Origin of the sequence: Pseudomonas sp. FP597, from assembly GCF_030687435.1 — a bacterium.
Lineage (GTDB): Bacteria > Pseudomonadota > Gammaproteobacteria > Pseudomonadales > Pseudomonadaceae > Aquipseudomonas > Aquipseudomonas lactucae.
This window is the reverse complement of record NZ_CP117432.1, coordinates 1,185,884-1,209,238: the sequence shown is the minus strand read 5'-3', so window position 1 is coordinate 1,209,238 and position 23,355 is coordinate 1,185,884. Positions and strand designations below refer to the sequence as shown.

General features: G+C 62.0%; 20 protein-coding genes. 10 read left to right on the top strand and 10 right to left on the bottom strand.

Going from position 1 to position 23,355, the window contains the following annotated elements; genetic code table 11:
* Positions 1 to 63: 63 nt before the first annotated feature.
* From PSH66_RS05560 to PSH66_RS05545, 4 genes are read right to left on the bottom strand one after another with little or no spacing between them, the layout of a single operon-like run.
* Positions 64 to 924 carry an HlyD family secretion protein gene (locus tag PSH66_RS05560; protein WP_305428526.1) on the bottom strand — a complete coding sequence of 287 codons (861 nt, stop codon included), beginning with the start codon at positions 922 to 924 and terminating at the stop codon, positions 64 to 66.
* A 10-nt stretch (positions 925 to 934) separates the two neighbouring features.
* The gene (locus tag PSH66_RS05555; RefSeq protein ID WP_003171907.1) at positions 935 to 1,135 is read right to left on the bottom strand and encodes a DUF1656 domain-containing protein; all 201 of its coding nucleotides are present in this window, start codon (positions 1,133 to 1,135) and stop codon (positions 935 to 937) included.
* The gene (locus PSH66_RS05550; protein WP_305428525.1) at positions 1,125 to 3,302 is read right to left on the bottom strand and encodes an FUSC family protein; all 2,178 of its coding nucleotides are present in this window, start codon (positions 3,300 to 3,302) and stop codon (positions 1,125 to 1,127) included. Before PSH66_RS05550 ends, PSH66_RS05555 begins: the two co-directional genes overlap by 11 nt.
* A 10-nt stretch (positions 3,303 to 3,312) precedes the next feature.
* Positions 3,313 to 4,824 carry an efflux transporter outer membrane subunit gene (locus tag PSH66_RS05545; RefSeq protein WP_305428524.1) on the bottom strand — a complete coding sequence of 504 codons (1,512 nt, stop codon included), beginning with the start codon at positions 4,822 to 4,824 and terminating at the stop codon, positions 3,313 to 3,315.
* Positions 4,825 to 5,006: 182 nt separating this feature from the next.
* Between PSH66_RS05545 and PSH66_RS05540 the strand changes: the two genes are divergently transcribed.
* From PSH66_RS05540 to PSH66_RS05520, 5 genes are all read left to right on the top strand, one after another.
* Positions 5,007 to 5,975 (top strand): LysR family transcriptional regulator, encoded by a 969-nt coding sequence (locus PSH66_RS05540; protein ID WP_078731632.1) that lies wholly within the window; start codon positions 5,007 to 5,009, stop codon positions 5,973 to 5,975.
* Between the two features lie 113 nt (positions 5,976 to 6,088).
* Positions 6,089 to 7,063 (top strand): D-glycerate dehydrogenase, encoded by a 975-nt coding sequence (locus PSH66_RS05535; RefSeq protein ID WP_003171901.1) that lies wholly within the window; start codon positions 6,089 to 6,091, stop codon positions 7,061 to 7,063.
* A gap of 119 nt (positions 7,064 to 7,182) precedes the next feature.
* Positions 7,183 to 8,085 carry a chemotaxis protein CheV gene (locus PSH66_RS05530; protein ID WP_003171900.1) on the top strand — a complete coding sequence of 301 codons (903 nt, stop codon included), beginning with the start codon at positions 7,183 to 7,185 and terminating at the stop codon, positions 8,083 to 8,085.
* A gap of 3 nt (positions 8,086 to 8,088) precedes the next feature.
* Positions 8,089 to 8,571, top strand: a complete 483-nt coding sequence (locus tag PSH66_RS05525) for an N-acetyltransferase (protein WP_003171899.1) — start codon at positions 8,089 to 8,091, stop codon at positions 8,569 to 8,571.
* 110 nt (positions 8,572 to 8,681) lie between these two features.
* Entirely contained in the window at positions 8,682 to 9,425 is a 744-nt protein-coding gene (locus PSH66_RS05520; protein WP_003171898.1) for a YkgJ family cysteine cluster protein, read from the top strand.
* A 39-nt stretch (positions 9,426 to 9,464) separates the two neighbouring features.
* On the opposite strand, the gene PSH66_RS05515 is transcribed toward PSH66_RS05520, so the two are convergent.
* The 3 genes from PSH66_RS05515 to PSH66_RS05505 form a co-directional block, all read right to left on the bottom strand.
* Positions 9,465 to 10,163 (bottom strand): Rid family hydrolase, encoded by a 699-nt coding sequence (locus PSH66_RS05515; protein ID WP_003171896.1) that lies wholly within the window; start codon positions 10,161 to 10,163, stop codon positions 9,465 to 9,467.
* Positions 10,164 to 10,329: 166 nt separating this feature from the next.
* Positions 10,330 to 11,112, bottom strand: coding sequence for a transporter substrate-binding domain-containing protein (locus PSH66_RS05510; protein WP_305428523.1), 783 nt, complete (start codon positions 11,110 to 11,112; stop codon positions 10,330 to 10,332).
* Between the two features lie 166 nt (positions 11,113 to 11,278).
* Positions 11,279 to 11,512 (bottom strand): hypothetical protein, encoded by a 234-nt coding sequence (locus PSH66_RS05505; RefSeq protein ID WP_003171893.1) that lies wholly within the window; start codon positions 11,510 to 11,512, stop codon positions 11,279 to 11,281.
* Positions 11,513 to 11,729: 217 nt separating this feature from the next.
* On the opposite strand from PSH66_RS05505, the gene PSH66_RS05500 reads away from it, so the two are divergent.
* From PSH66_RS05500 to PSH66_RS05480, 5 genes are all read left to right on the top strand, one after another.
* Positions 11,730 to 12,896, top strand: coding sequence for an efflux RND transporter periplasmic adaptor subunit (locus PSH66_RS05500; protein ID WP_003171892.1), 1,167 nt, complete (start codon positions 11,730 to 11,732; stop codon positions 12,894 to 12,896).
* Positions 12,893 to 15,982, top strand: coding sequence for a multidrug efflux RND transporter permease subunit (locus PSH66_RS05495; RefSeq protein ID WP_305428522.1), 3,090 nt, complete (start codon positions 12,893 to 12,895; stop codon positions 15,980 to 15,982). The genes PSH66_RS05500 and PSH66_RS05495 overlap by 4 nt, the downstream gene beginning before the upstream one ends.
* A 9-nt stretch (positions 15,983 to 15,991) precedes the next feature.
* Positions 15,992 to 16,669, top strand: a complete 678-nt coding sequence (locus tag PSH66_RS05490) for a heavy metal response regulator transcription factor (RefSeq protein WP_003171890.1) — start codon at positions 15,992 to 15,994, stop codon at positions 16,667 to 16,669.
* Positions 16,659 to 18,023, top strand: coding sequence for a heavy metal sensor histidine kinase (locus tag PSH66_RS05485; RefSeq protein ID WP_003171889.1), 1,365 nt, complete (start codon positions 16,659 to 16,661; stop codon positions 18,021 to 18,023). The genes PSH66_RS05490 and PSH66_RS05485 overlap by 11 nt, the downstream gene beginning before the upstream one ends.
* 165 nt (positions 18,024 to 18,188) lie before the next feature.
* Positions 18,189 to 19,682, top strand: coding sequence for a sensor domain-containing diguanylate cyclase (locus PSH66_RS05480; RefSeq protein WP_003171888.1), 1,494 nt, complete (start codon positions 18,189 to 18,191; stop codon positions 19,680 to 19,682).
* Between the two features lie 108 nt (positions 19,683 to 19,790).
* On the opposite strand, the gene lpxC is transcribed toward PSH66_RS05480, so the two are convergent.
* The 3 genes from lpxC to ftsA form a co-directional block, all read right to left on the bottom strand.
* Complete coding sequence (gene lpxC, locus PSH66_RS05475) at positions 19,791 to 20,702, bottom strand: UDP-3-O-acyl-N-acetylglucosamine deacetylase (RefSeq protein ID WP_003171886.1); 912 nt, start codon at positions 20,700 to 20,702, stop codon at positions 19,791 to 19,793.
* A gap of 112 nt (positions 20,703 to 20,814) precedes the next feature.
* Positions 20,815 to 22,011 carry a cell division protein FtsZ gene (ftsZ, locus tag PSH66_RS05470; RefSeq protein WP_003171884.1) on the bottom strand — a complete coding sequence of 399 codons (1,197 nt, stop codon included), beginning with the start codon at positions 22,009 to 22,011 and terminating at the stop codon, positions 20,815 to 20,817.
* Between the two features lie 74 nt (positions 22,012 to 22,085).
* Positions 22,086 to 23,348 carry a cell division protein FtsA gene (ftsA, locus tag PSH66_RS05465; RefSeq protein WP_003171883.1) on the bottom strand — a complete coding sequence of 421 codons (1,263 nt, stop codon included), beginning with the start codon at positions 23,346 to 23,348 and terminating at the stop codon, positions 22,086 to 22,088.
* Positions 23,349 to 23,355 lie beyond the last annotated feature (7 nt).

The following is a 23,355-nucleotide window of genomic DNA, read 5'->3' as shown; positions in this document are numbered from 1 at the left end:
AGACAGAGTCCGATCTGCCTATCAACAAAAAAACGAATGTGGGCGCTTGCCAGCTCCCATAATTTAGTTTCGTGTCTGCTCAACGATCACCGTGCAAGTAATCCCCGCCGCCAACAACACCCCTTCCGACACCTCATCAATATGAATCCGCACCGGCACCCGCTGGGCCAATCTCACCCAGTTGAAGGTCGGGTTCACATCCGCAATCAGCTCACGGCTCTCGGGGTTGTCACGGTCGTAAATACCGCGCGAGATGCTTTCCACATGCCCTTTGAGGGTCTCGCCGCTCATCAATTGCATATCGGCTTTATCGCCGACCTTCACATGGGGCAACTTGGTCTCTTCAAAGAAGCCATACACCCAGAACGAGTTCATATCCACCACGGCCATCTTGGCGTCGCCGATGCGCGCATAGTCGCCGCGATGCACGTTGAGGTTGGTGACATAACCGTCCACCGCCGCCAGCACTTGCGTGCGTTTCAGGTTGAGTTCGGCGGCTTCCAACTGGGCCAGTGCGTGCTGGTAATCCGCCTGGGCCGAGTCGGCGATGTTGCTGGCGTCGTCGCGGTTTTCCCTGGAGATCACCAGGGCATCGAGGTCGGCGCGGCGGTGGGCGTTGAGTTTGCGCATTTCCCAGGTGGCCTTGCGTGAAGCGACCAACGACTGCGCCTGTTTGACGGCGATGCGATAGTGCTCGGGGTCGATCTGCATCAGCAGGTCGCCCTTTTTAACCAACTGGTTATCGCGCACCGGCACGTCGATCACAACGCCGGTGACGTCGGCCGCCACGTTGATGATGTCGGCGCGCACGCGGCCGTCGCGGGTCCAGGGGGTCTCCATGTAGTGCACCCACAATGTGCGGCCAATCCAGATCGCCAGGGCCAGTACGAGCAAGGTGGCGAGCAGGCTGAAAAACTTTTTCATCGGGGCATTCTCAACGGTAGACGCTCAGCGCCAGGGCGCCGAACAGGCAAACGAACAAACTCAGGCGCAGCAACGCCGGGTGCCAGAAAAAACGGTACAGGTCGAACCCGGCCAGGAAACGGTCCAGTGCCCAGGCCAGCACCGCGGCGATCAGGAACATCAGGGTCATGGTCGGCATGTACAGGCCGTGGAACGCGATTTCACGGGGCATGCGGGGCTCCTTTGAGGGCCGCCAACGGCGATTGCGGGTCGAGCAACGAGGTGCGGATAAAGTGCAGGTAGCTCTTCACCCGACGCAGGGCCGAGGTGTCGAAGTGCGGGGCGAAGGGTTCGTCGGTGGCCTGCACGCGGCTGATCGCATGGTCGACGGCGATCAGCCCACGCTCCAGATTGCTGGCGCTGGGTTGCAGGAACAGCCGCACCAATGAGCGGCCCATCACGCGGATCGCCTGGCGCCACGGCTGGGATTCGGCGTAGGCCGGATGCACCGGCAAAATCGCCTGTTCCTTGCGCAACTCGATGATCGCGTGGCCGACTTCCAGCACCACGAACATCCAGCGCAACAGGTCGCGCTGCACCTGCGGCTGGCCGACGGCGAGGCCGTAGGCCTGGTGCAGCAGGTCACGGGTACGGCTCTCGAAGCTCGACGTCAGGCCCTTGAGCTTGCCGCTGATCGCGTACACCACTTGCTCGCGCAGGTCCTGCTCCAGGCGGCGCCACAACCAGCGGCTGTTGGGCGGCAGGATGATCGCGCCGGCGGCTGCGCACACCAGCATGCCGAGGACCATGGCGATGTAGTCGTTGATAAAGGTGTAGGGGTTGTAGACCGTAAGGTTGTCCGGCACTGAACCGGTGCTGAAGAAGATCAACAGGCCCACGCCGACACCGGCGTATTGCGGGCGCGAAGCGAGGAAAGCACCGAGGATGATCACCGGCGCGAGCATTACGCATAGCAATGGGAAGCCGTCGATCAACGGAAACACGAAGAACATCTCGACAAAGCCCACCAGCGCACCGATCAAGGTGCCGCAGGCCATCTGGAACGCCATGCGCTTGGGGTTGGGCGTGGCGGCGGACAGGCCGACGGTGGCGGCGGCGATCAACGTCATGGTGGCGCCGCTGGGCCAGGCCGTGGCCACCCAGTAGCTGCCGAGCACGATCAGGATAAATGAGGCACGAATCCCCGAAGCGGCGCAGGCCAGCCAGTTGGTTTTCGGCGTGTAGGGCTCGTCCCAGTCTTCCCGCGCGTGGGAGTGATCGGCCAGGGAGGCGTGGGTTTGCGCGTAGTTGTGCAGGTCATCGACAAAGCGGTACAGCAACTCGTAGGCGGTATGAAAATCCAGTTGCTCGGCGTCGCTCGGATTGCCCTGCTGGAATGCCGTGCGCAGGCTGCGCACCGTGGCGGGCAGGCCGTCCTTATAGGCACTGAGCTGGCTGACCAACCGCGCGGCGTCGGGGCTGGTGAGCGCGCGACCGGAAAAACCGTCGAGCACTTCGGCCAGGTCTTGCAGGCCCGGTTTGATCGCGGCAACCACATGATCAGCCGCATCGCTGCGCAGCCGCTCCAGCAACTGGTGCAGGGCATTGAAGCGTGTGGTGATGCTCATGAATTCGCTGTTGAGGCGACTGAGCCGCCCGTTGCGCCGCCGCATGTGCGGGTCTTCGAACACAGTGATGCTGCGCAGCCCTTCCAGGCCCACGGCTTCGGCGATAAAGCGCACGTTGCTGGCCTCGAACCCTTCGCGCTGGCTGCGACCGCGCAGGCCGTCGGTGACGAACAACGCGAACACGCCGAAGCGCTGGTACAAGGCATTGCGCATGGCGGCGCTGGCGGTCTGCGGCAGAATCGCCGCGCTGACCAGCGTCGAGCAGATAATTCCCAGAGAGATTTCCAGCACACGCCACACCGCCGCCATGAACGCGCCGTCCGGATGGGCCAGGGCCGGCAAACCGACCATTGCGGCCGTATAGCCGGCCAGCACAAAACCATAGGCGCGAAAGTTGCGGTTACGCGTGGCGCCGGCCGTGCAAATGCCCACCCAGATCGCCAGCGCGCCAAGGAACAATTCGGTGTTCTGCGCGAACAAGGCGATCAGCAACACCATCACCGCCGAGCCCGCCAGGGTACCGAGGAAGCGATAAAAACTCTTGGCGAACACCTGGCCGCTTTGCGGCTGCATCACGATAAACACGGTGATCATTGCCGTGCGCGGTTGCGGCAGTTCCAGGCGCATGGCCAACCACAGGGTGAGAAACGCCGCGATCAGTACCTTGAAGATATACACCCAGGTCACGCCGTCGCTGCGTGCCCAGTCGAAAAAACCACGGCGCCACTCAAGGGCATACAGCCAGCGCAGCGGTGCAGGCAAGGGCGTCATCGCAACCTACTCAGTGATCGAACACGGCCAGCGCCGCCGGGGTTTTGCTCGGGAGGGTCCGGGCATCTTGGGGTACGTCCCTGCCGGCATCGAGGCCGCCGCCCAAGGCCGTCACCAGTTCGGCATGCACACTCAGGCGCGCCGCCTGTACCTGCTGTTCGATCTGTTGCTGGCGAAACAGCAGGGTCTGGGCGTTGAGCACATTCAGGTAATCGGTGAGGCCGCGCTGGTAAGCGACCGTCGCGATGTCATAGGTTTTCTGCGCCGAGGCCACCGACTGCGCGGCGAACAACGATTGCTTGTCCATCGATTCGCGGCGGATCAACTGGTCGCTGAGGCCCTTGAGTGCGTTGACCAGGGTCTGGTTGTATCGCGCCACGGCGAGGTCATAGCCCGCGCTGGCTGCACCCAGCTCGGCCCGCAGACGGCCGCCGTCGAAGATCGGCAGGGTGAGCGCCGGGCCGACGCTGTAGTTGAATTTCTTGCCGGCCAGAAATGCCAGCATGCCGCCGCCGGTGGCCATATAGCCAAGGCTGCCGACCAGGTCGACGTTGGGGTAGAACCCCGCATGAGCCACGTCGATTCCGCGCGCCTGGGCTGCGACTTGCCAGCGGGCGGCGACCACGTCCGGGCGCTGGCCGAGCAATTGCGCGGGCAAGGTCGATGGCAGTTTCAATGGCGCGGCCAGAGACAGACTCGGGCGTTGCAGCTGCGCGCCCTCCCCCGGTCCTTTGCCTGCCAATGCGGCCAACTGGTTACGGCTCAGGGCGATGGCTTCGTCGAGGGCGTCCAGTTGGCGGTGGGTTTCCGGCAACGGGCTTTCGGCCTGGCTCACGTCCAAATGCGTGCCGATGCCGGCATTCAGGCGTTTGTTGGCCAGGTCAAGGATCTGCTGTTGCTGGGCCAGGGTCGCCGCGACGATAACGCGATTGGCGTAGTGCAACGACAGCTGGATATAGGCGCGCACGACGTTGTTCTGCAGTTCAAGCCGGGCCTGGCGCGCGTCGGCGACGCTCATGTGCGCCAGGTCCACGGCGCGCTCGCTGGCGTTGCTTTCGCGGCCCCACAGGTCGAGGGGGTAGCTCAGGCCCAACGACGAATTGTTGTCCCAGGTGTTGGCACCGCTCAATTCGCCGGGGCCGTAGAACTGATCCTCGGGCCAGTTGTGGCGCTTGAGGGTGGTGTCGCTGTTGATCTGCAACGACTCGGCCGACTCGGCAACCCCGGCCATGGCCCGCGCTTCGCGCACCCGCGCGGCGGCCATGGCCATGCTCGGGCTGTCACGGGTGGCCAGCTCGACCCAGCGGTCGAGTTGCGGGTCGCCGTAGGCTTGCCACCACTGGGCGGTGGGCCAATGGGCATCCTGGGCGGCGCTCTGGATGGCTTCGTCGGTGGCCAGGGTATTGGCGTTGAGGGCCTGGCCCTGGGGGGCGATTCCTCCGGTTCCGATGCAGCCGCTGATAGCTAACGATAAAGCCCAAACACTGAGAGTCTTCAGCTCTCTGCTGATGCGACGCGGCACGGCAAGCGAATTCCTGAGGTGGTGATGCACGGTAGGTGGCGCAATTCTAGGCGGCAGCATGGGGCACGATAAGCAGGTATTCCTGTGATTCTTTATTACCGTTCAGGCGATAATCCATTGGTAGGGATCACTGGTCGACGTAACTTTCTGTCACAATTTGCTATCTCCCCAGAGAACACTCCATGGACACCTTGCAAAACATGCGCGCCTTCAGTTGTGTGGCCGACGCCGGCAGCTTCACCGCCGCCGCCGCGCAACTGGACACCACCACGGCCAACGTCTCGCGCGCGGTCTCCAATCTGGAGGCCCATCTGCAAACCCGCTTGCTCAACCGCACCACCCGGCGCATTGCCCTCACCGAGGCGGGTAAACGCTACCTGTTGCGCTGTGAACAGATCCTCGCCTACGTCGAAGAAGCCGAAGCCGAGGCCAGCGACGCCCATGCGCGCCCCGCCGGGCAGTTGAAAGTGCACACCATGACCGGCATCGGCCAGCACTTCGTGATCGACGCCATCGCCCGCTACCGTCGCACTCACCCGGACGTAACCTTCGACCTGACCCTGGCCAACCGCGTGCCGGACCTGCTCGACGAGGGCTACGATGTGTCCATCGTGCTGGCCAGCGAGCTGCCGGATTCGGGCTTCGTCTCCCAGCGCCTGGGCATCACCTACAGCATCGCCTGTGCCTCGCCGGATTACGTCAAGGCCAAGGGCTGCGCGCACCGTCCCCATGACCTGCTTAACCATGCCTGCCTGCGCCTGGTCAGCCCTGTGGTGCAGTTGGACAAGTGGACCTTCAACGGCCCCGAAGGCCAGGAGAGTGTGGCGATCAACACCTCGCCCTTTCTGGTGAACTCGGCGGACGCGATGAAAACCGCAATCACCAGCGGCATGGGCGTCGGCCTGTTGCCGGTGTACGCGGCCATCGAAGGCCTGCGCAACGGCACGCTGGTGCGGGTGATGCCCAACTACCGCTCCCAGGAGCTGAACCTGTACGCCATCTACCCGTCGCGCCAGTACCTGGATGCGAAGATCAAAACGTGGGTGGAATACCTGCGCGGTTCGTTGCCGGAAATTCTGGCGGCGCATCAGGCGGAGTTGGTGGCGTATGAATTGAGCGGCAGTTTGGGTGGGGCGCGGTTGTCGAACTGACTGATGTCTACCAGACGATAGAGATCAAATGTGGGAGGGGCGGTGTCCTGACAATTGACGACAAGAATGTTAGCGTGCTTGGCATTCTTCCGTAGTCGATGAGCCCGCCTGCCATGAAAAAGACTGTCCTCGCCTTCAGCCGTATCACCCCGCCAATGATCGAACGCCTGCAACAGGATTTCGAGGTGATCGCGCCCAACCCCAAGCTGGGTGACATCAACGCGCAGTTCAACGAAGCCCTGCCCCACGTCCATGGCCTGATTGGCGTGGGACGCAAGCTGGGCCGGACGCAACTCGAAGGCGCGAGCAAACTGGAGGTGGTGTCCAGCGTGTCGGTGGGCTACGACAACTACGACGTGCCATATTTCAACGAGCGCGGGATCATGCTCACCAATACCCCTGACGTGCTCACCGAAAGCACCGCCGACCTGGCCTTCGCCCTGCTGATGAGCAGCGCGCGCCGGGTGGCGGAGTTGGACGCCTGGACCAAGGCCGGCCAGTGGAAAGCCAGTGTCGGCGCGCCGTTGTTTGGCAGCGATGTGCATGGCAAGACCCTGGGCATCGTCGGCCTGGGCAATATTGGCGCGGCCGTGGCCCGTCGTGGTCGCCTGGGCTTCAACATGCCGATCCTGTACAGCGGCAACAGCCGTAAGGTCGAGCTTGAGCAGGAACTGGGCGCGCAGTTTCGCAGCCTGGAGCAGTTGCTGGCCGAGGCGGATTTCGTCTGCCTGGTGGTGCCTTTGAGTGACAAGACTCGTCACCTGATCAGCACCCGTGAGTTGGCGCTGATGAAGTCCAGCGCGATCCTGATCAACATCTCCCGCGGCCCGGTGGTAGACGAACCGGCGCTGATCCAGGCCCTGCAAAACCAGACCATTCGTGGCGCCGGGCTGGACGTGTACGAGCAGGAGCCATTGGCCGAGTCGCCGCTGTTCCAACTGAGCAATGCCGTGACCCTGCCGCACATCGGCTCGGCGACCCACGAAACCCGTGAAGCCATGGCCAACCGCGCCCTGGACAACCTGCGCAGCGCCCTGCTGGGCCAACGCCCGCAGGACCTGGTGAATCCGCAGGTGTGGAAGGGCTGATACAGACTCAATGTCGGAGGAGCTGGCCCAGTCCGACACAAAATCCGGTTAAAGCCTGGCTCTCCCAAGTCGATAACCTTCCATAGAAGATCGTCATCCCTGATCCACAGAAGGTTCTTATGCCCACCACTAAAGCCCGCGCAGACTCACTCTCGCTTCTGCTCTTTACCTTGCGCAGCGGCAAGCTGATGGCCATCAACCTGCTGAAAGTCAGCGAAATCATTCCCTGCCCGCCGCTGACCAAGCTGCCGGAGTCGCACCCCCACGTCAAAGGTATCGCCACCTTGCGCGGTAACTCGTTGGCGGTAATCGACCTGAGCCGCGCCCTGGGGGAAATGCCCCTGGAAGACCCGGACGGCGGTTGCCTGATCGTCACCGACGTGAGCCGTTCCAAGCAGGGCCTGCATGTGCAGGCGGTGAGCAAGATCGTGCACTGCCTGACCACCGATATCCGCCCGCCGCCCTACGGCTCCGGCGGCAACCGCGCGTTCATCACCGGGGTGACCCAGGTCGAAGGCGGGCTGGTGCAGGTGCTGGATATCGAAAAGGTCATCCATGGCATTGCACCGGCACCGATTGAAGTGGCGCCGACCGACCTGACCATGGAAGAAGCGGAAGTCTTGGGCCACGCGCGGATTCTGGTGGTAGACGACAGCCAGGTCGCCCTGCAGCAATCGGTGCATACCTTGCGCAACCTCGGCCTGACGTGCCATACCGCGCGCAGTGCCAAGGAAGCCATCGACGTGCTGCTGGAGCTGCAAGGCACGGCTGAGGAAATCAACGTGGTGGTGTCGGACATCGAGATGTCAGAGATGGACGGTTACGCCCTCACCCGCACCTTGCGAGAAACCCCGGATTTCCAACATCTCTATGTGCTGTTGCACACCTCCCTGGACAGCGCGATGAACAGCGAAAAAGCGCGCCTGGCCGGGGCCAACTCGGTGCTGACCAAATTCTCCTCGCCGGAATTGACCAAGTGCCTGGTGATCGCCGCCCAAAGCGTCGCGCAACAAAGGCGGTAAGGGTTGGCCGAGTATTACCAGCTGCTGCGCCGTCACCTTACCGGCAGCCTGCCTGCGCCACAGTGGCCGGCCAATACCCGGCTGGATCATTATCGCGACGACCTCGCGCCAGCGATTCATGCCGTGTTGCGCATGACCCAGGAGCAGGGTGGCGGCCGGGTGCCCAGCCTGCAAACCTGGCAGCGACAGTTCACCACCGATGCCGAGTTCGACCCCAGGCTATGCCTGGTGGCCAGCAACGACGAGGGCATCCTTGGCGTGGCGCAGTGCTGGACCAGCGCGTTTATCAAGAACCTGTCCGTGCACCCCTGTGCCCAGGGCCAGGGGCTGGGCCGGGCCTTGTTGCTGCATTGCTTCCAGGTGTTCAAGCAACGCGGCGAACCCTACGTGGATCTCAAGGTGCTGGAAAGCAACCTGCGCGCCCGGCATCTGTACGAAAGCGCAGGCATGGTGTTTGTGCTGCGCGATGTCGTCGCCGAGGACTGACGGACGCTGGCGCATAACTTGCTTCCAACAGAGGCGCAAGGGTGCAAAGAGGTGAAAACCCGTCGCCCATGCTGCATGCCCTCTGACCTAGCCTGGTGACAGATCTGCCCATGAACACCCACTTTTCCTGCGTCGGTTGCGGCAAATGCTGCAGCGACCACCATGTGCCCCTGACCCTCGACGAAGCCCGTATGTGGGCGGCGGACGGCGGTAATGTCATCGTGCTGGTGGAGGGGTTCCTGGGCAATGGCCTGGGTCTGCCGGTGCAACAGCGCGAGCACGCCGAACGCCGTTCGGTGGTGGTGCCCAGTGGCGGCGCCGAGGCCTTCGTGGCGATCACCTTTGCCGCGTACAACGCCGGTCGCTGCCGGAATCTTGACGAAGACAACCTGTGCCGCATCTATGAGCGCCGCCCGCTGGTGTGCCGGATCTACCCGATGGAGATCAACCCGCATATTCCATTGACCCCCGCCGCCAAGGATTGCCCACCCGAGTCCTGGGAACAGGGCCCGGCATTGATCGTCGGTGGCGAGTTGGTGGACCTGGAACTGACGGAGCTGATCCGCCGCTCGCGCCAGGCCGACCGGGATGACGTGCAGACCAAAGAAGCGGTGTGCGCCTTGCTGGGTATTCGCACCACCGCACTCAAGGGTGACGGGTTTACCGCGTACCTGCCGGATATGGGTGCGTTTGCCCAGGCGATTGAACTGGCGGTTGAGCGGCCGTCCATGGCCAGCGAGTGGGTGTTTCATGTGTCGGGCATGGACATCGCCGAACAGTTGCTGGACGCCGGGGCGCAGATTGCCACCGAGGTGCCGGCCAACTATGCGTTTATCCCGTTGCGGGTAGCGTAAGCCGAAATCAGCCGCCTGTGGGTTCGGTCCAATCCATTCTCAATAGCTGGCCAGGCACTCGATTTCGACACGAGCGTCAAGCGCCAGCCCTGCCGCTGCGAACGTGGTTCGGGCGGGCGGATGATCGATGGAAAAGTAGCGGGCATACACCTTGTTCATGGCGGCAAACTCTTTGATATCGGCAAGGATGACGGTGCATTTGACGACGCGCTCCATCGACAACCCGTTTTCCCGGAGGATCGTTTGCATGTTTTCCAATGCCCTGGCTGTCTCGGCCTCTACTCCGCCAGGTACGCGCTTGCGGTTTTCATCCAGCCCAAGCAGGCCGGACAAGTAAAGAAAAGACCCCGCCCGCACGGTCCGCGAAACAGGAAAGCCCGGCGCGGCGGGTGAAAAGCGCAGGGGACTTCGCTCGGTACTCTGCGCGTCTGAGGCCGCGACCGGATAGCCCTGGATGATGGCATCGAAACGACCCGCGTCAAGCGCCGCCAGATTGGTCGCGCTGTCCTGCTCAACCCACTCGCAGCGCACCTTGGGCTCGGTGCACAGCGCATTGCCCGACTCTATATTCCGCCCCACCCGTTCGCCTTGGACGTTACGGCTTTCGAAGGGCGGCACCCGCGATTCCACGCCAGAGTGTATGACATTCCATGGCGTTTGCCGCGCGTAGGCAGGAGCCCACAGCACACCGGTCAGGGTGCATAAAACCAGCGCCAACATCAGTCGGTTCAGGGTCATGATTCAGTCCTTGCAAAGAGTGGGAAGGTGTCCAGGCATCGATCATCGACCGCCCGAATACCGCAAACTCTTTAGCAGGCCTATGCACCCTATTGAATCGAGCCGCTTCCTCTAATGTTGTGGGAAACAGCCTAAACAGCGGACTGCATTAACCTCACAGCGGCCATCAAGGCGTCGTGATGCCTGCATCCAAGTGGTAAGGCTGGATAATTCGTTGGTACTCACCGTTCTTCTTAAGCGCCTCAAGCGCACGGTTGAGTGCGTTACGCAAGGCGGTATCGGGCCTGCGCACTGCAATCGCCACACCATCGCCCAACAGCGCCGCCGTGACAGGATCGCCCACAAAATCGAAATCCTGGCCGGCCTCGGTGTCGAGCAGGGCTTGTCGAATTTCCACGGTGCCCTGCAAGGTTGCATCGATCTCGCCGGCGACCAGGCTGCGGACCAGATCGTCATTGAGCCAGAAGCTCTTGACGATGACGCCCCTGGGCGCCCACTTCGAGTGGGCAAAGGCTTCGCGATTGCTGCCCAGCAAGACACCGACCCGCTTGCCCTTGAGCGACTTTGCGCTGGGCAACAGGCCGGATCGGCGGCGAGCCACCAGGCGCGTGGTGAAGGGGTAGAGGTTATCGGTGAAGCTTGCCCAACGTCGCCGTTCGGACGTGGGCGCCATGCCCATGATCGCGTCGAACCGGCGGGCTTCAAGGGCGCGAAAATCTTCGACCTGCACCTGGTCGACCCAGGTGCAACGCCTATTCAGTTGCGCACACAGGGCGTTACCCAACTCGATGTTCAAGCCAACCAACTGCCCTTGCGGGTTGCGGCTCTGGAAGGGCGGGAAAAGCGCTGCGACGCCAAAACGGATCTCACCCTGGGGGTGTTCATCCGCCGCAACAGTGCCAACCGAGAGCAAGAGGGCAAGCGCTACACCGATGTGTATCAGGGCCACAGGAAACGTCCTTTTCCGCAGAGACAAGCTTCACCACGCCCTACCCGGCAATCAGCAGGACAGAGCAGCAACGCAGCAAGCTTTCAAGAAACGGTCGTCCGCATACAATAAGAAGATTCAGCAGATGCTGTAGGCAACAGTCGACACAGACTTCGCCTTATTAATCTCAGCGTTTACCCATCGAACGACGTGTACCGGGTGGCGGCATGCCCGGCGACTGGGTGTGGCCGTTCTTCGCGCCGTTTTTGTACCAAGGCTGCCCCGCCCCCTTGGCGCTGGCCAACTCACCTGGTTTGAACGGAAACTTAAACGCTGGGATTTCGGCTTTTTCAACGCCGTCAGGGCTGGCCGGATCGACGATGTCGATCGCTTCAACAGGGGGGTGTGTCGGGGAAGTCATAGGGGCTCCGGTGCAGCTATTTGTGTGAAAGCGCGAGTATAGCGAGGCCGGGGCGGCAAGCGGTAAGCTTCAAGCGGCAAGTTACGAGCGCTAGCTGTCCGCTCTGTCAGTTTGGCGTCACGCTCCTGACCGAATCACAGCGCTATAAAGCTTCTCTCCAATCTCCAACTTGCAGCTTGCAGCTTGAAACCTGCAACTGCGCCTCTGGCGCCTATCTATGCATATTCAACGCAAAACCGTCCTGATAGTGGGGGCCATCGTGGTGCTGGCGGTTGCGGCCTGGGCGCTGACCCGACCGCCCAAGGCCAGGCTGGCGGCGCCCGCCGCGATCCCGGTGCGCGTGGTGAGCGTGGCGCAGCAGGACGTTCCACGCTTTGTCAGCGGCATCGGCACGGTGTTGTCGCTGCACAGTGTGGTGATTCGTCCGCAGGTCGACGGCATCCTTACCCAAGTGCTGGTCAAGGAAGGCCAATTGGTCAAGGCCGGAGACCTGCTGGCCAGCATCGATGACCGTTCGATTCGCGCCAGCCTTGATCAGGCCAAGGCGCAACTGGGCGAGAGCCAGGCGCAATTGCAAGTGGCGCTGGTCAACCTCAAGCGCTACAAGCAATTGAGCGTCGACGACGGCGTGTCCAAGCAGACCTACGATCAACAACAAGCCTTGGTCAACCAGCTCAAGGCCACCGCCCAGGGCAACCAGGCCGCCATCGATGCGGCCAAGGTGCAACTGTCCTACACACAAATTCGCTCACCGGTCAGTGGCCGCGTCGGTATCCGCAACGTGGATGAAGGCAACTTCCTGCGCACCAGCGATGCCCAGGGTTTGTTCTCCGTGACCCAGATCGACCCGATCGCCGTCGAATTCTCGCTGCCGCAACAGATGCTGCCGACCCTGCAAGGCCTGATCGCCGCGCCCACACGGGCCAGTGTCGACGCGTACCTGGGCGCCGACACCGACGGCCAGACCGGCGACCTGCTGGGCGAAGGCCACTTGAGCCTGATCGACAACCAGATCAGCTCCACCACCGGCACGCTGCGCGCCAAGGCCGAGTTCAACAATGCTGCGCAACGCCTGTGGCCGGGCCAACTGGTGACCATCAAGATCCAGACCGCCCTCGACAAGAACGCCTTGGTGGTGCCGCCGACGGTGGTACAACGCGGCCTGGATTCGCACTTTGTGTACCGGGTCAACGCTGACAAGGTCGCGGTGGTACCCGTGCAGGTGACCTATCAGGACAGCGATGTGAACATCATCAAGGGCGTACAGGCCGGGGATGTCCTGGTCAGCGATGGCCAGTCGCGGCTCAAGGCCGGTGCGCAGGTGGAGGTGCTCAAGGAACCGCCGCAGGTGATCCAGACCGTCGACGCCAAGGTGCAGCCGTGAGCCGCTCGCCGTCGGCCTGGTGCGTCGATCACCCGGTCGCCACCCTGTTGCTGACCTTTGCCCTGGTACTGCTCGGGACGATCGCCTTCCCGCGCTTGGCCATCGCGCCACTTCCAGAGGCGGAATTTCCCACCATCCAGGTCACCGCCACGCTGCCCGGCGCCAGCCCCGACACCATGGCGTCCTCAGTGGCAACGCCCTTGGAGGTGCAATTCAGCGCTATCCCCGGCATGACCCAAATGACCTCCAGCAGCGCCTTGGGCTCCAGCCAGTTGACCCTGCAATTCACTCTAAACAAGAGCATCGACACCGCCGCCCAGGAAGTACAGGCGGCAATCAATACGGCGTCCGGCAAACTGCCCAGCGACATGCCGAGCCTGCCGACCTGGAAGAAGGTCAACCCGGCGGACAGCCCGGTGCTGATCCTCAGCGTCAGTTCCGACAGCATGCCCAGCACCGAGCTGAGCGACTACGTGGAAACACTGCTGGCCCGACAGATCAGCCAGATCGACGGCGTAGGCCAGATCAACATCACCGGTCAGCAGCGCCCGGCCATCCGTGTGCAAGCCTCACCCGACAAACTCGCCGCCATCGGCCTGACCCTCGCCGATCTGCGCCTGAGCATCCAGCAATCGAGCCTCAACCTGGCCAAGGGCGCGATCTATGGTGAGAACAGCGTGTCAACCCTGTCGACCAACGACCAGTTGTTTAAAGCGCAGGACTACGCGCAACTGATCGTGTCCTATAAAAATGGCGCGCCGGTTCAACTGCGCGACATCGCCAAAGTCATCAATGGCTCGGAAAACGCCTACGTACAGGCCTGGTCCGGCGATACGCCGGGGGTCAACCTGGTGATTTCGCGCCAGCCCGGCGCCAACATCGTCGAGACGGTCGACCGTATCCAAGCTGAGCTTCCACGCTTGCAAGCCATGCTGCCGGCCTCGGTGCAGGTCAACGTATTGACCGACCGCACCAAGACTATCCGAGCCTCATTGCATGAGGTGGAAGTCACCTTGCTGATCGCGATTTTGCTGGTGGTGGCGGTGATGGCGCTGTTCCTGCGCCAGCTGTCGGCGACGCTGATTGTGTCCAGCGTGCTCGGTGTGTCGCTGGTAGCCAGTTTTGCACTGATGTACGTGATGGGTTTCAGCCTGAACAACCTGACCCTGGTAGCGATCGTGATCGCCGTCGGCTTTGTAGTGGACGACGCCATCGTGGTGGTGGAGAACATCCACCGGCATCTGGAGGCGGGGCTCGACAAACGCGAAGCGGCGATCAAGGGTGCCGGCGAGATTGGTTTTACCGTGGTGTCCATCAGCTTCTCGCTGGTGGCGGCGTTTATCCCGCTGCTGTTCATGGGCGGCGTGGTCGGGCGTTTGTTCAAGGAATTTGCGCTGACGGCGACCTCGACCATCCTGATTTCGGTAGTGGTGTCCCTGACCCTGGCGCCGACACTGGCCGCGCTGTTCATGCGTGCGCCGAGCCATCGCGCCCACGACAAACCCGGCTTCAGCGAACGCCTGCTGGCCGGTTACGCACGCAACCTGCGCCGCGCGCTGGCCCATCAACGCTCCATGGCCGCCATCTTCATCGTGACGTTGGCCCTGGCCGTGGTCGGCTACGTGTTTATTCCCAAGGGATTCTTTCCGGTGCAAGACACCGGCTTCGTGCTCGGCACCAGCGAAGCGGCGGCCGACGTGTCGTACCCGGACATGGTCGCCAAGCACAAGGCCCTGGCCGAGATCATCAAGGACGACCCGGCGGTGCAGGCGTTTTCCCATTCGGTGGGGGTGACCGGCAGCAACCAGACCATCGCCAACGGCCGCTTCTGGATCGCCTTGAAAGACCGCGGTGATCGCGATGTGTCCGCCAGCCAGTTTATCGACCGCATCCGCCCGAAACTGGCGAAGGTACCCGGCATCGTGCTGTATCTGCGTGCGGGCCAGGACATCAACCTCAGCTCCGGTCCCAGCCGTGCGCAGTACCAGTACGTACTCAAGAGCAACGACGGCCCGACGCTCAATACCTGGACCCAGCGCCTTACCGAAAAACTGCGCGCCAACCCGGCGTTTCGCGACCTGTCCAACGACCTGCAACTGGGGGGCAGCATCACCCACATCAGCATCGACCGGCAGGCCGCCGCGCGCTTCGGCCTGACCGCCACCGATGTCGACCAGGCCCTGTACGACGCCTTCGGCCAACGCCAGATCAACGAGTTCCAGACCGAGATCAACCAGTACCAGGTGGTACTGGAGCTGGACACCCAACAACGCGGCAAGGTCGAGAGCCTGAACTACTTCTACCTGCGCTCACCGCTCACCAACGAGATGGTGCCGCTGTCGGCCCTGGCCAAGGTCGACCCGCCCACCGTGGGGCCGTTGTCCATCAGCCACGATGGCATGTTCCCGGCCGCCAACCTGTCGTTCAACCTGGCCCCCGGCGTGGCGTTGGGCGATGCGGTGATCATGCTCAACCAGGCCAAGAACGACATCGGCATGCCGTCCACCCTTATCGGCAATTTCCAGGGCGCGGCCCAGGCGTTCCAGAGCTCGTTGTCCAGCCAGCCGTGGCTGATCCTCGCGGCGTTGGTGGCGGTCTACATCATCCTGGGGGTGTTGTACGAGAGCTTCGTGCACCCGTTGACGATCATTTCCACCTTGCCCTCGGCGGGTTTGGGCGCACTGATCATGCTGTGGCTGATGGGCCAGGATTTTTCGATCATGGCGCTGATCGGCCTGGTGCTGCTGATCGGCATCGTCAAGAAGAACGGCATCCTGATGATCGACTTTGCCCTGGAGGCACAACGTGTTCGCGGATTGGCGCCGGAAGAAGCGATCTACGAAGCCTGCGTGACGCGGTTCCGGCCGATCATCATGACCACCCTCGCCGCCCTGCTCGGCGCCGTGCCGCTGATGCTCGGCAGTGGCCCCGGCGCGGAGCTGCGCCAGCCGCTGGGTATCGCGGTGGTGGGCGGCTTGCTGGTGAGCCAGGCACTGACGCTGTTCACCACGCCGGTCATATACTTGTACCTCGAGCGTTTTTTCCACCGGCCCACACCCACGCCTGCGTTGGCGACCACAGATTGAGGCGGTGTCATGCGCATCCTGATTGTTGAAGATGAAGAGAAAACCGCGGACTACCTGCATCGCGGCCTGACGGAACAGGGCTACACCGTCGACGTGGCACGCGAAGGCGTCGAGGGGCTGCACCTGGCGCTGGAAAACGATTATGCGGTGATCGTGCTGGATGTGATGCTGCCCGGCCTCGACGGCTTTGGCGTGCTGCGCGCCTTGCGTGCGCGCAAGCAGACGCCGGTGATCATGCTCACCGCTCGCGAACGTGTGGAAGACCGCATCCGCGGCCTGCGCGAAGGCGCCGACGATTATCTGGGCAAGCCGTTTTCGTTCCTGGAACTGGTGGCGCGCCTGCAAGCCCTCACGCGCCGCAGCGGCGGGCATGAGCCGGTGCAAGTCACGGTGGCCGACCTGTGGATCGACCTGATCAGCCGCAAGGCCAGCCGCAATGGCGTGCGCCTGGACCTGACGGCCAAGGAGTTCTCGCTGCTCAGCGTATTGGCGCGGCGCCAGGGTGAAATCCTGTCGAAGACGGCGATTGCGGAGATGGTCTGGGACATCAATTTCGACAGCGACGCCAATGTGGTCGAGGTGGCGATCAAACGCCTGCGCGCCAAGCTGGACGGCCCGTTCGAACACAAACTGCTGCACACCATTCGTGGCATGGGCTATGTGCTGGAGAACCGTAGTGTCGGCTAATTCCATCGCCCTGCGCCTGAGCGGCATGTTCACCCTGGTGGCGCTGCTGATCTTTGTGTTGATCGGCGGCGTACTCTATCAGCAGGTAGACCGTGGCCTGGGCCTGTTGCCGGGGGCGGAGTTGGACGCGCGCTACAGTGTGCTGGAGTCTTCGGTGAATCGCTTTGGTACACCGGACCATTGGGTGAAGATCAAGGCCAAGCTCAAGCTGTTGGGCGAGGAAGACAAGCGCATCCGCTTCTGGGTAGTCAGCAGCGACCCGAACTACGAATACGGTGAGCCGGACGCGCAGATCCGTGCCTTTGCCCAGGGTCCCACGGGTAAACGCGACTTGCGCCTGCCCGGTCACGCTGACCCGTTCAAGGTGCTGGTGAGCCAGTTTCCGGCCAAGGAGCAACGCCCGCCGCTGCGCTTCATGATTGCCATCGACACCGAGAATTTCCGGGCGACCCAGCACCATCTGCTGATGGCGCTGGTCAGCCTGGCGTTGGTTGGCGTGGTGCTGGCGGCACTGCTGGGTTTCTGGGTCTCGCGCCTGGGCCTCAAGCCGCTGGAAAAGCTCTCCGAGGAAGCGCAAAAACTTGCCCCGCCCAAACTCTCCGGGCGCCTGCAACTGTCGCCGCTGCCGCCAGAGCTCAAGCAATTCGTCAACTCGTTCAATGCCACTCTCGACCGCGTTGAGCAGGCCTATTCGCGTCTTGAATCCTTCAATGCCGACGTCGCCCATGAGCTGCGCTCGCCGCTGACCAACCTGATCGGCCAGACCCAAGTGGCCCTGACCCGTGGGCGGTCCGCCGAACACTACCTGGAAGTGCTGGAATCCAACCTGGAAGAGCTGGAACGCCTGCGCTCGATCATCAACGACATGTTGTTCCTCGCCAGCGCCGACCAGGGCAGCAAGGCCACCAAGTTGAGCGAAAGCTCGCTGGCCGATGAAGTGGCGACCACCCTCGACTACCTGGACTTTATCCTGGAAGACGCTCAGGTCCAGGTGCAGGTCCACGGCGATGCCCAGGTGCAGATCGAAAAAGCCCACCTGCGCCGCGCGCTGATCAACCTGCTGAGCAATGCTGTGCAGCACACGGCGCCGGGGCAGGTGATCGAAGTCAACATTCAGGTGCTGGAACACCAGGTGGCGATCGACGTAACCAACCCTGGCGAGGCGATTGCCAGCGAGCACCTGCCACGGCTGTTTGAGCGTTTCTATCGGGTGGATGCGTCGCGCAGCAACAGCGGGGCCAATCATGGGTTGGGGCTGGCGATCGTCAAGGCAGTGGCGTTGATGCATGGTGGCGATGTGTTCGTGCGCAGTGACAGCCGCGGCAATACCTTTGGCATCACCCTGCCCTTGTAGTCGCTTCGGTCAAGTGTGGAAGCCGAAGTTCAGGCTGTTGCGAATCGCTATCATCCACTATCCGTTTGAGGTGTTCCAAGGCACTGATCTTTCTTTTCAGCCCACTATTTAAATTTCAGCGCGTAGAACTAAACTGCCAGCATTCACACCGCTGAAGTCCGCCTGATGAGTCAACGCCGTCGTCGTACCCCGTCTGCACACCCCGAGCTGCTACTGATGTTCGGCAGTGGCCTGACCGTTGTCCTGATCGTGATCATTGTCGCGGCATTGTTGATTCGCGAACACGCCAGCACCCTGCAGGCGGCCACGCGCTCGACGGGCAACATTGCCCAGTTGATCAATGCCGACGTGCTGCGCAACGTTGAGCTGTACGATCTGGCCCTCAAAGGGCTGATCGCGGCCAGACAACGCGAAGACCTGTCCCAGGTCACACCGACTATCCAGCATCTGGTGCAGTTCGACTTATCCACCGCCGCGCCATTCAAAGGCGAAGTGCTGATGCTGGACGCCGGTGGCAATGTCATCGCCGACTCATCGACCCTCAAGCCCACGCCGCGCAACTTTGCCGACCGTGATTATTTCAAGGCGCATGTCAGCGATCCCGAGTCGGGCTTGTTTATCAGTCGGCCATTTAAAGTCCACTGCGAGTGCGATCAGATATGGCGCATGGCATTCAGCCGACGCGTCTCAGGCCCCAACGGCGAGTTCGTCGGCGTGGCGGTGGCGACCATGCGCCTGGCGTATTTCGACCAGCTGTTCAGCACCCTCACAATCGGCAACAGCAGCAGCGTCAACCTGCTCAACAACCGGGGCATCCTGCTCGCCCAACAGCCGCTGCTCGAACGGGACATGATCGACAAGGACTTGAGCGAGCGACCGAACTTCAAGCGCATCCTGCGTGAAGGGATGGGCAGCTTTCAGGCCATCTCCGCCATCAGCGGCAAGGAACGCTTGTATACCTTCACCAACGTCGGAGAGCTGCCGCTGATTGTGGTGGTGGCGTTGTCCAGCGACGATGTCTTCGCCCCTTGGAGACGTGCGGCGATGCTGACCAGCGGCGCTACCGGCATCCTGTGTATTGGCCTGCTATGGCTCACTTGGATGTTACGTCGCGAGCTGCGGCGCCGCTTTCGCGCCGAACAGGTGCTGTCGGAACTGGCAGCCACCGACGCCCTGACCGGCCTGGCCAACCGACGCATCCTCGATGAGCGCCTGCGTCTGGAATGGGACCGTGCCCAACGCTCGACGGAGCCACTGACGCTGCTGATGATCGATGTGGACCACTTCAAGGCGTTCAACGATCGCCATGGTCATCAAGGCGGTGACGAGGCATTGCGCACCGTCGCCCAGGTGATCGGCAGCAACATCCGCCGCCCCGCCGACCTGGCGGCGCGGTACGGCGGGGAAGAGTTCGCGGTGGTGCTGCCGCATACCGATACCAAGGGTGCCCTGGTCATCGCCGAACATATCCGCAGCAGCGTCGAGCGTCTGCCACGGGTAGCCGGGGATGAACGGCCGATCACCGTCAGCATTGGCTTGAGCACGTGGCACAAACGCAGCCGCCTGTCGCTGGAAGCATTGCTGTTGAGCGCGGACCAGGCGCTGTATGAGGCCAAGCGTGCAGGGCGTAACCGGATAGTGAATGCCATCCAGCCGTAGCAGATGCGCCGCGAAAGGGGCGTAATCGTTCACGATAAGCACGACTTTGCGGATAAAAAAAGGCCACCCGAAGGCAGCCTTTAAAAACTAAAGAAAGAGAGTTGTGACTTACACCGCCGCAACGGGACGCATGTAAGAGATCGGTGCGGTGCTGGCATCTTCGAAGGTCACGACTTCCCAAGCGTCTGTCTGCTCAATCAACTTGCGCAACAGCTGGTTGTTAAGGGCGTGGCCCGACTTGAAGCCTTTGAACTCGCCTATCAGGCTATTGCCCAGCAGGTAGAGGTCACCGATTGCGTCGAGGATCTTGTGCTTCACGAATTCGTCTTCATAGCGAAGGCCGTCTTCGTTCAGTACACCATCCGCGTCGACCACAATGGCATTTTCAACGCTGCCGCCGAGTGCGAGGTTGTGCTTGCGCAGGTACTCGATGTCACTCATGAAACCAAAGGTACGGGCGCGGCTGACTTCTTTTACGAACGAAGTGCTGGAAAAATCCACGCTTGCACTTTGGGTGCGGTCACGGAATACCGGGTGATCGAAATCGATCTCAAAGCTCACTTTAAAACCTTCGAACGGGACGAAGGTGGCGCGCTTGTCGCCGTCTTCTACTGTCACTTCCCGCAGAATGCGAATGAACTTCTTGGCTGCGTCCTGTTCTTCCAGGCCGGCAGATTGAATCAGGAATACGAAGGGTCCAGCGCTGCCATCCATGATAGGGACTTCGGACGCGGAGAGCTCGACGTAGGCGTTATCGATGCCCAAACCGGCCATGGCCGAGAGCAAGTGCTCCACCGTGTCCACCTTGACGTCACCGTTGACCAATGTGGTCGACATAGTGGTTTCGCCAACGTTTTCCGCGCGAGCAGGAATCTGCACCACAGGGTCAAGGTCGGCACGCACAAACACGATGCCGGTGTCGACAGGTGCAGGCTTGAGGGTCAGGTAGACCTTTTCCCCGGAGTGCAGACCTACACCTGTGGCACGAATAATATTCTTCAGGGTGCGTTGTTTAATCATGGCTTGGACCGCTTCAGCGCAAATTGCGAACTGGTATCAACAAAGGCTGGCGATAATAGCAGACCAGACCTTTGCTGAACACCAATCACCTTCATAGCCCTGATACATTCCATCAATCGGCCTGACGACGCAGGAATGCCGGGATGTCCAGGTAGTCCAGATCGTCTTGCGGATTCGGGCTACGGGACGCCGCAGCACCGGCCTGAGCCTGATTGCGCATCACGGTCGGACGGTCCAGGTCACGGTAGTTGACCGACGGCAGTTCCTGGCGCGCAGGCGCTGGAGCGGCAGCCGCTTGGCTCGTCTGGCTGCCGTGCAGCGTATTGTCGATGACCTTCACAGGCTTCTCGATTTTTGCGCCCAGGCCGGTGGCAACCACGGTCACGTGCAGCTCGTCGCGCATGTCCGGATCGATCACGGTACCGACTTTGACCATGGCGTGCTCGGAAGCGAAGGCTTCGATGATGCTACCCACGTCGGAGTACTCACCCAGGGACAGGTCGGGACCGGCGGTGATGTTCACCAGGATGCCGCGTGCGCCTTGCAGGTTCACGTCTTCGAGCAACGGGTTGCGGATGGCCGCTTCGGTGGCTTCGCGTGCACGGTTCGGACCGCTGGCGCAGCCGGTGCCCATCATCGCCATGCCCATTTCGCTCATCACGGTACGTACGTCGGCAAAGTCGACGTTGATCATGCCCGGACGCTTGATGATGTCGGAGATACCGCGAACGGCACCGGCCAGTACATCGTCAGCCTTGGCGAACGCGGACAGCAGGCTCGCGTCCTTGCCCAGGATGGTCAGCAGCTTCTCGTTGGGGATGGTGATCAACGAGTCGACGCTTTCAGACAGCAGACGGATACCTTCGTCGGCGATCTGCATGCGCTTGCGGCCTTCGAACGGGAACGGACGGGTCACGACCGCAACCGTCAGGATGCCCATTTCCTTGGCCACTTCGGCAATGATCGGCGCAGCACCGGTACCGGTACCGCCGCCCATGCCGGTGGTGATGAACACCATGTTGGTGCCCTGCAGCACTTCGGCAATACGCTCGCGGTCTTCCAGGGCGGCTTGACGGCCGACTTCCGGATTGGCGCCAGCGCCAAGGCCCTTGGTCACCGCGGTGCCCAATTGCAGGATGGTTCGTGCGCCGATGCTTTTCAGCGCCTGAGCATCAGTGTTGGCGCAGATGAATTCAACGCCTTCAATGTTGCTCTTGACCATATGGTTGACAGCGTTGCCGCCGCCACCGCCGACACCGATCACTTTGATGACCGGGCTGGCGGGGATGTTGTCTACGAGTTCGAACATGTTCCCTCTCCTTTCGTTTTCTCTAGTTTTTTCGCCTACTGCTTCTTTCGGTGTTGCGGTGTCGCGGTAAATCTTTAGAAATTGCCTTTTACCCAAGCCTGCAACCGCTCGAACAATGGCGCTTTGGCCTCATCGTCGCTGCGGTAGCTGTCACGGTGGCTCGGGCTCGACAGAGAAATGCCGTCGGTCTGCTTTTGCAGGCCGTACAACAGCAAGCCCACGCCGGTGGAATAAATCGGGTTGCGCACCACATCGCCCAACCCCTTGACGCCATGAGGCACGCCCAGGCGCACCGGCATGTGGAAGATTTCCTCGGCCAGTTCGACCGCGCCTTCCATCTTCGAGGTGCCACCGGTCAGCACGATGCCGGCCGGGATCAAATCTTCGTAACCGCTGCGACGCAGTTCAGCCTGGATCAGGGTGAACAGCTCGTCGTAGCGCGGCTCGACCACTTCGGCCAGGGCCTGGCGCGACAGTTCGCGCGGTGGCCGGTCGCCCACGCTCGGCACTTTGATGGTTTCACCGGCACCGGCCAGCTTGGCCAGGGCGCAGGCGTAGCGGATCTTGATTTCTTCGGCGTACTGGGTCGGTGTGCGCAACGCCATGGCGATGTCGTTGGTCACCTGGTCGCCGGCAATCGGGATCACGGCGGTGTGACGGATCGCACCCTCGGTGAAGATCGCGATGTCGGTGGTGCCGCCGCCGATGTCGACCAGGCACACGCCCAGTTCTTTTTCGTCGTCGGTCAGTACCGAATACGCGGAAGCAAGCTGCTCCAGAATGATGTCGTCGATTTCCAGGCCGCAGCGGCGCACGCATTTTTCAATGTTCTGTGCGGCGTTGACGGCGCAGGTCACCACGTGAACCTTGGCCTCCAGGCGCACGCCCGACATGCCCAGCGGCTCGCGAACACCTTCCTGGTTATCGATCACATAGTCCTGCGGCAGGGTGTGCAGCACGCGCTGGTCAGCCGGGATCGCCACGGCCTGGGCAGCGTCGAGGACGCGCTCAAGGTCGGCCGAGCTGACTTCACGGTCGCGGATCGCCACGATGCCGTGGGAGTTCAGGCTGCGGATATGGTTCCCCGCCACGCCGACGAACGCCGAGTGGATCCGGCAACCGGCCATCAGCTGCGCTTCTTCGATGGCGCGCTGGATCGATTGCACGGTGGACTCGATGTTCACCACCACGCCCTTCTTCAGGCCCCGGGACGGATGCGTGCCAATACCGACGATTTCGATCGTGCCGTCTTCCCCGACCTCGCCCACCAGCGCCACCACCTTGGAGGTGCCGATATCGAGACCGACGATCATTTTGCCGCTTTGCACGTTTGCCATGGGTCCT

Excerpts from the sequence above, each read along its gene's own strand:
- ftsA (WP_003171883.1), bottom strand. The coding sequence starts at position 23,348 with ATGGCAAACGTGCAAAGCGGCAAAATGATCGTCGGTCTCGATATCGGC.
- PSH66_RS05535 (WP_003171901.1), top strand. The coding sequence starts at position 6,089 with ATGAAAAAGACTGTCCTCGCCTTCAGCCGTATCACCCCGCCAATGATC.
- PSH66_RS05530 (WP_003171900.1), top strand. The coding sequence starts at position 7,183 with ATGCCCACCACTAAAGCCCGCGCAGACTCACTCTCGCTTCTGCTCTTT.
- ftsZ (WP_003171884.1), bottom strand. The coding sequence starts at position 22,011 with ATGTTCGAACTCGTAGACAACATCCCCGCCAGCCCGGTCATCAAAGTG.
- PSH66_RS05550 (WP_305428525.1), bottom strand. The coding sequence starts at position 3,302 with ATGACGCCCTTGCCTGCACCGCTGCGCTGGCTGTATGCCCTTGAGTGG.
- PSH66_RS05520 (WP_003171898.1), top strand. The coding sequence starts at position 8,682 with ATGAACACCCACTTTTCCTGCGTCGGTTGCGGCAAATGCTGCAGCGAC.
- PSH66_RS05540 (WP_078731632.1), top strand. The coding sequence starts at position 5,007 with ATGGACACCTTGCAAAACATGCGCGCCTTCAGTTGTGTGGCCGACGCC.
- PSH66_RS05480 (WP_003171888.1), top strand. The coding sequence starts at position 18,189 with ATGAGTCAACGCCGTCGTCGTACCCCGTCTGCACACCCCGAGCTGCTA.
- lpxC (WP_003171886.1), bottom strand. The coding sequence starts at position 20,702 with ATGATTAAACAACGCACCCTGAAGAATATTATTCGTGCCACAGGTGTA.
- PSH66_RS05515 (WP_003171896.1), bottom strand. The coding sequence starts at position 10,163 with ATGACCCTGAACCGACTGATGTTGGCGCTGGTTTTATGCACCCTGACC.
- PSH66_RS05555 (WP_003171907.1), bottom strand. The coding sequence starts at position 1,135 with ATGCCCCGTGAAATCGCGTTCCACGGCCTGTACATGCCGACCATGACC.
- PSH66_RS05490 (WP_003171890.1), top strand. The coding sequence starts at position 15,992 with ATGCGCATCCTGATTGTTGAAGATGAAGAGAAAACCGCGGACTACCTG.
- PSH66_RS05505 (WP_003171893.1), bottom strand. The coding sequence starts at position 11,512 with ATGACTTCCCCGACACACCCCCCTGTTGAAGCGATCGACATCGTCGAT.
- PSH66_RS05500 (WP_003171892.1), top strand. The coding sequence starts at position 11,730 with ATGCATATTCAACGCAAAACCGTCCTGATAGTGGGGGCCATCGTGGTG.
- PSH66_RS05560 (WP_305428526.1), bottom strand. The coding sequence starts at position 924 with ATGAAAAAGTTTTTCAGCCTGCTCGCCACCTTGCTCGTACTGGCCCTG.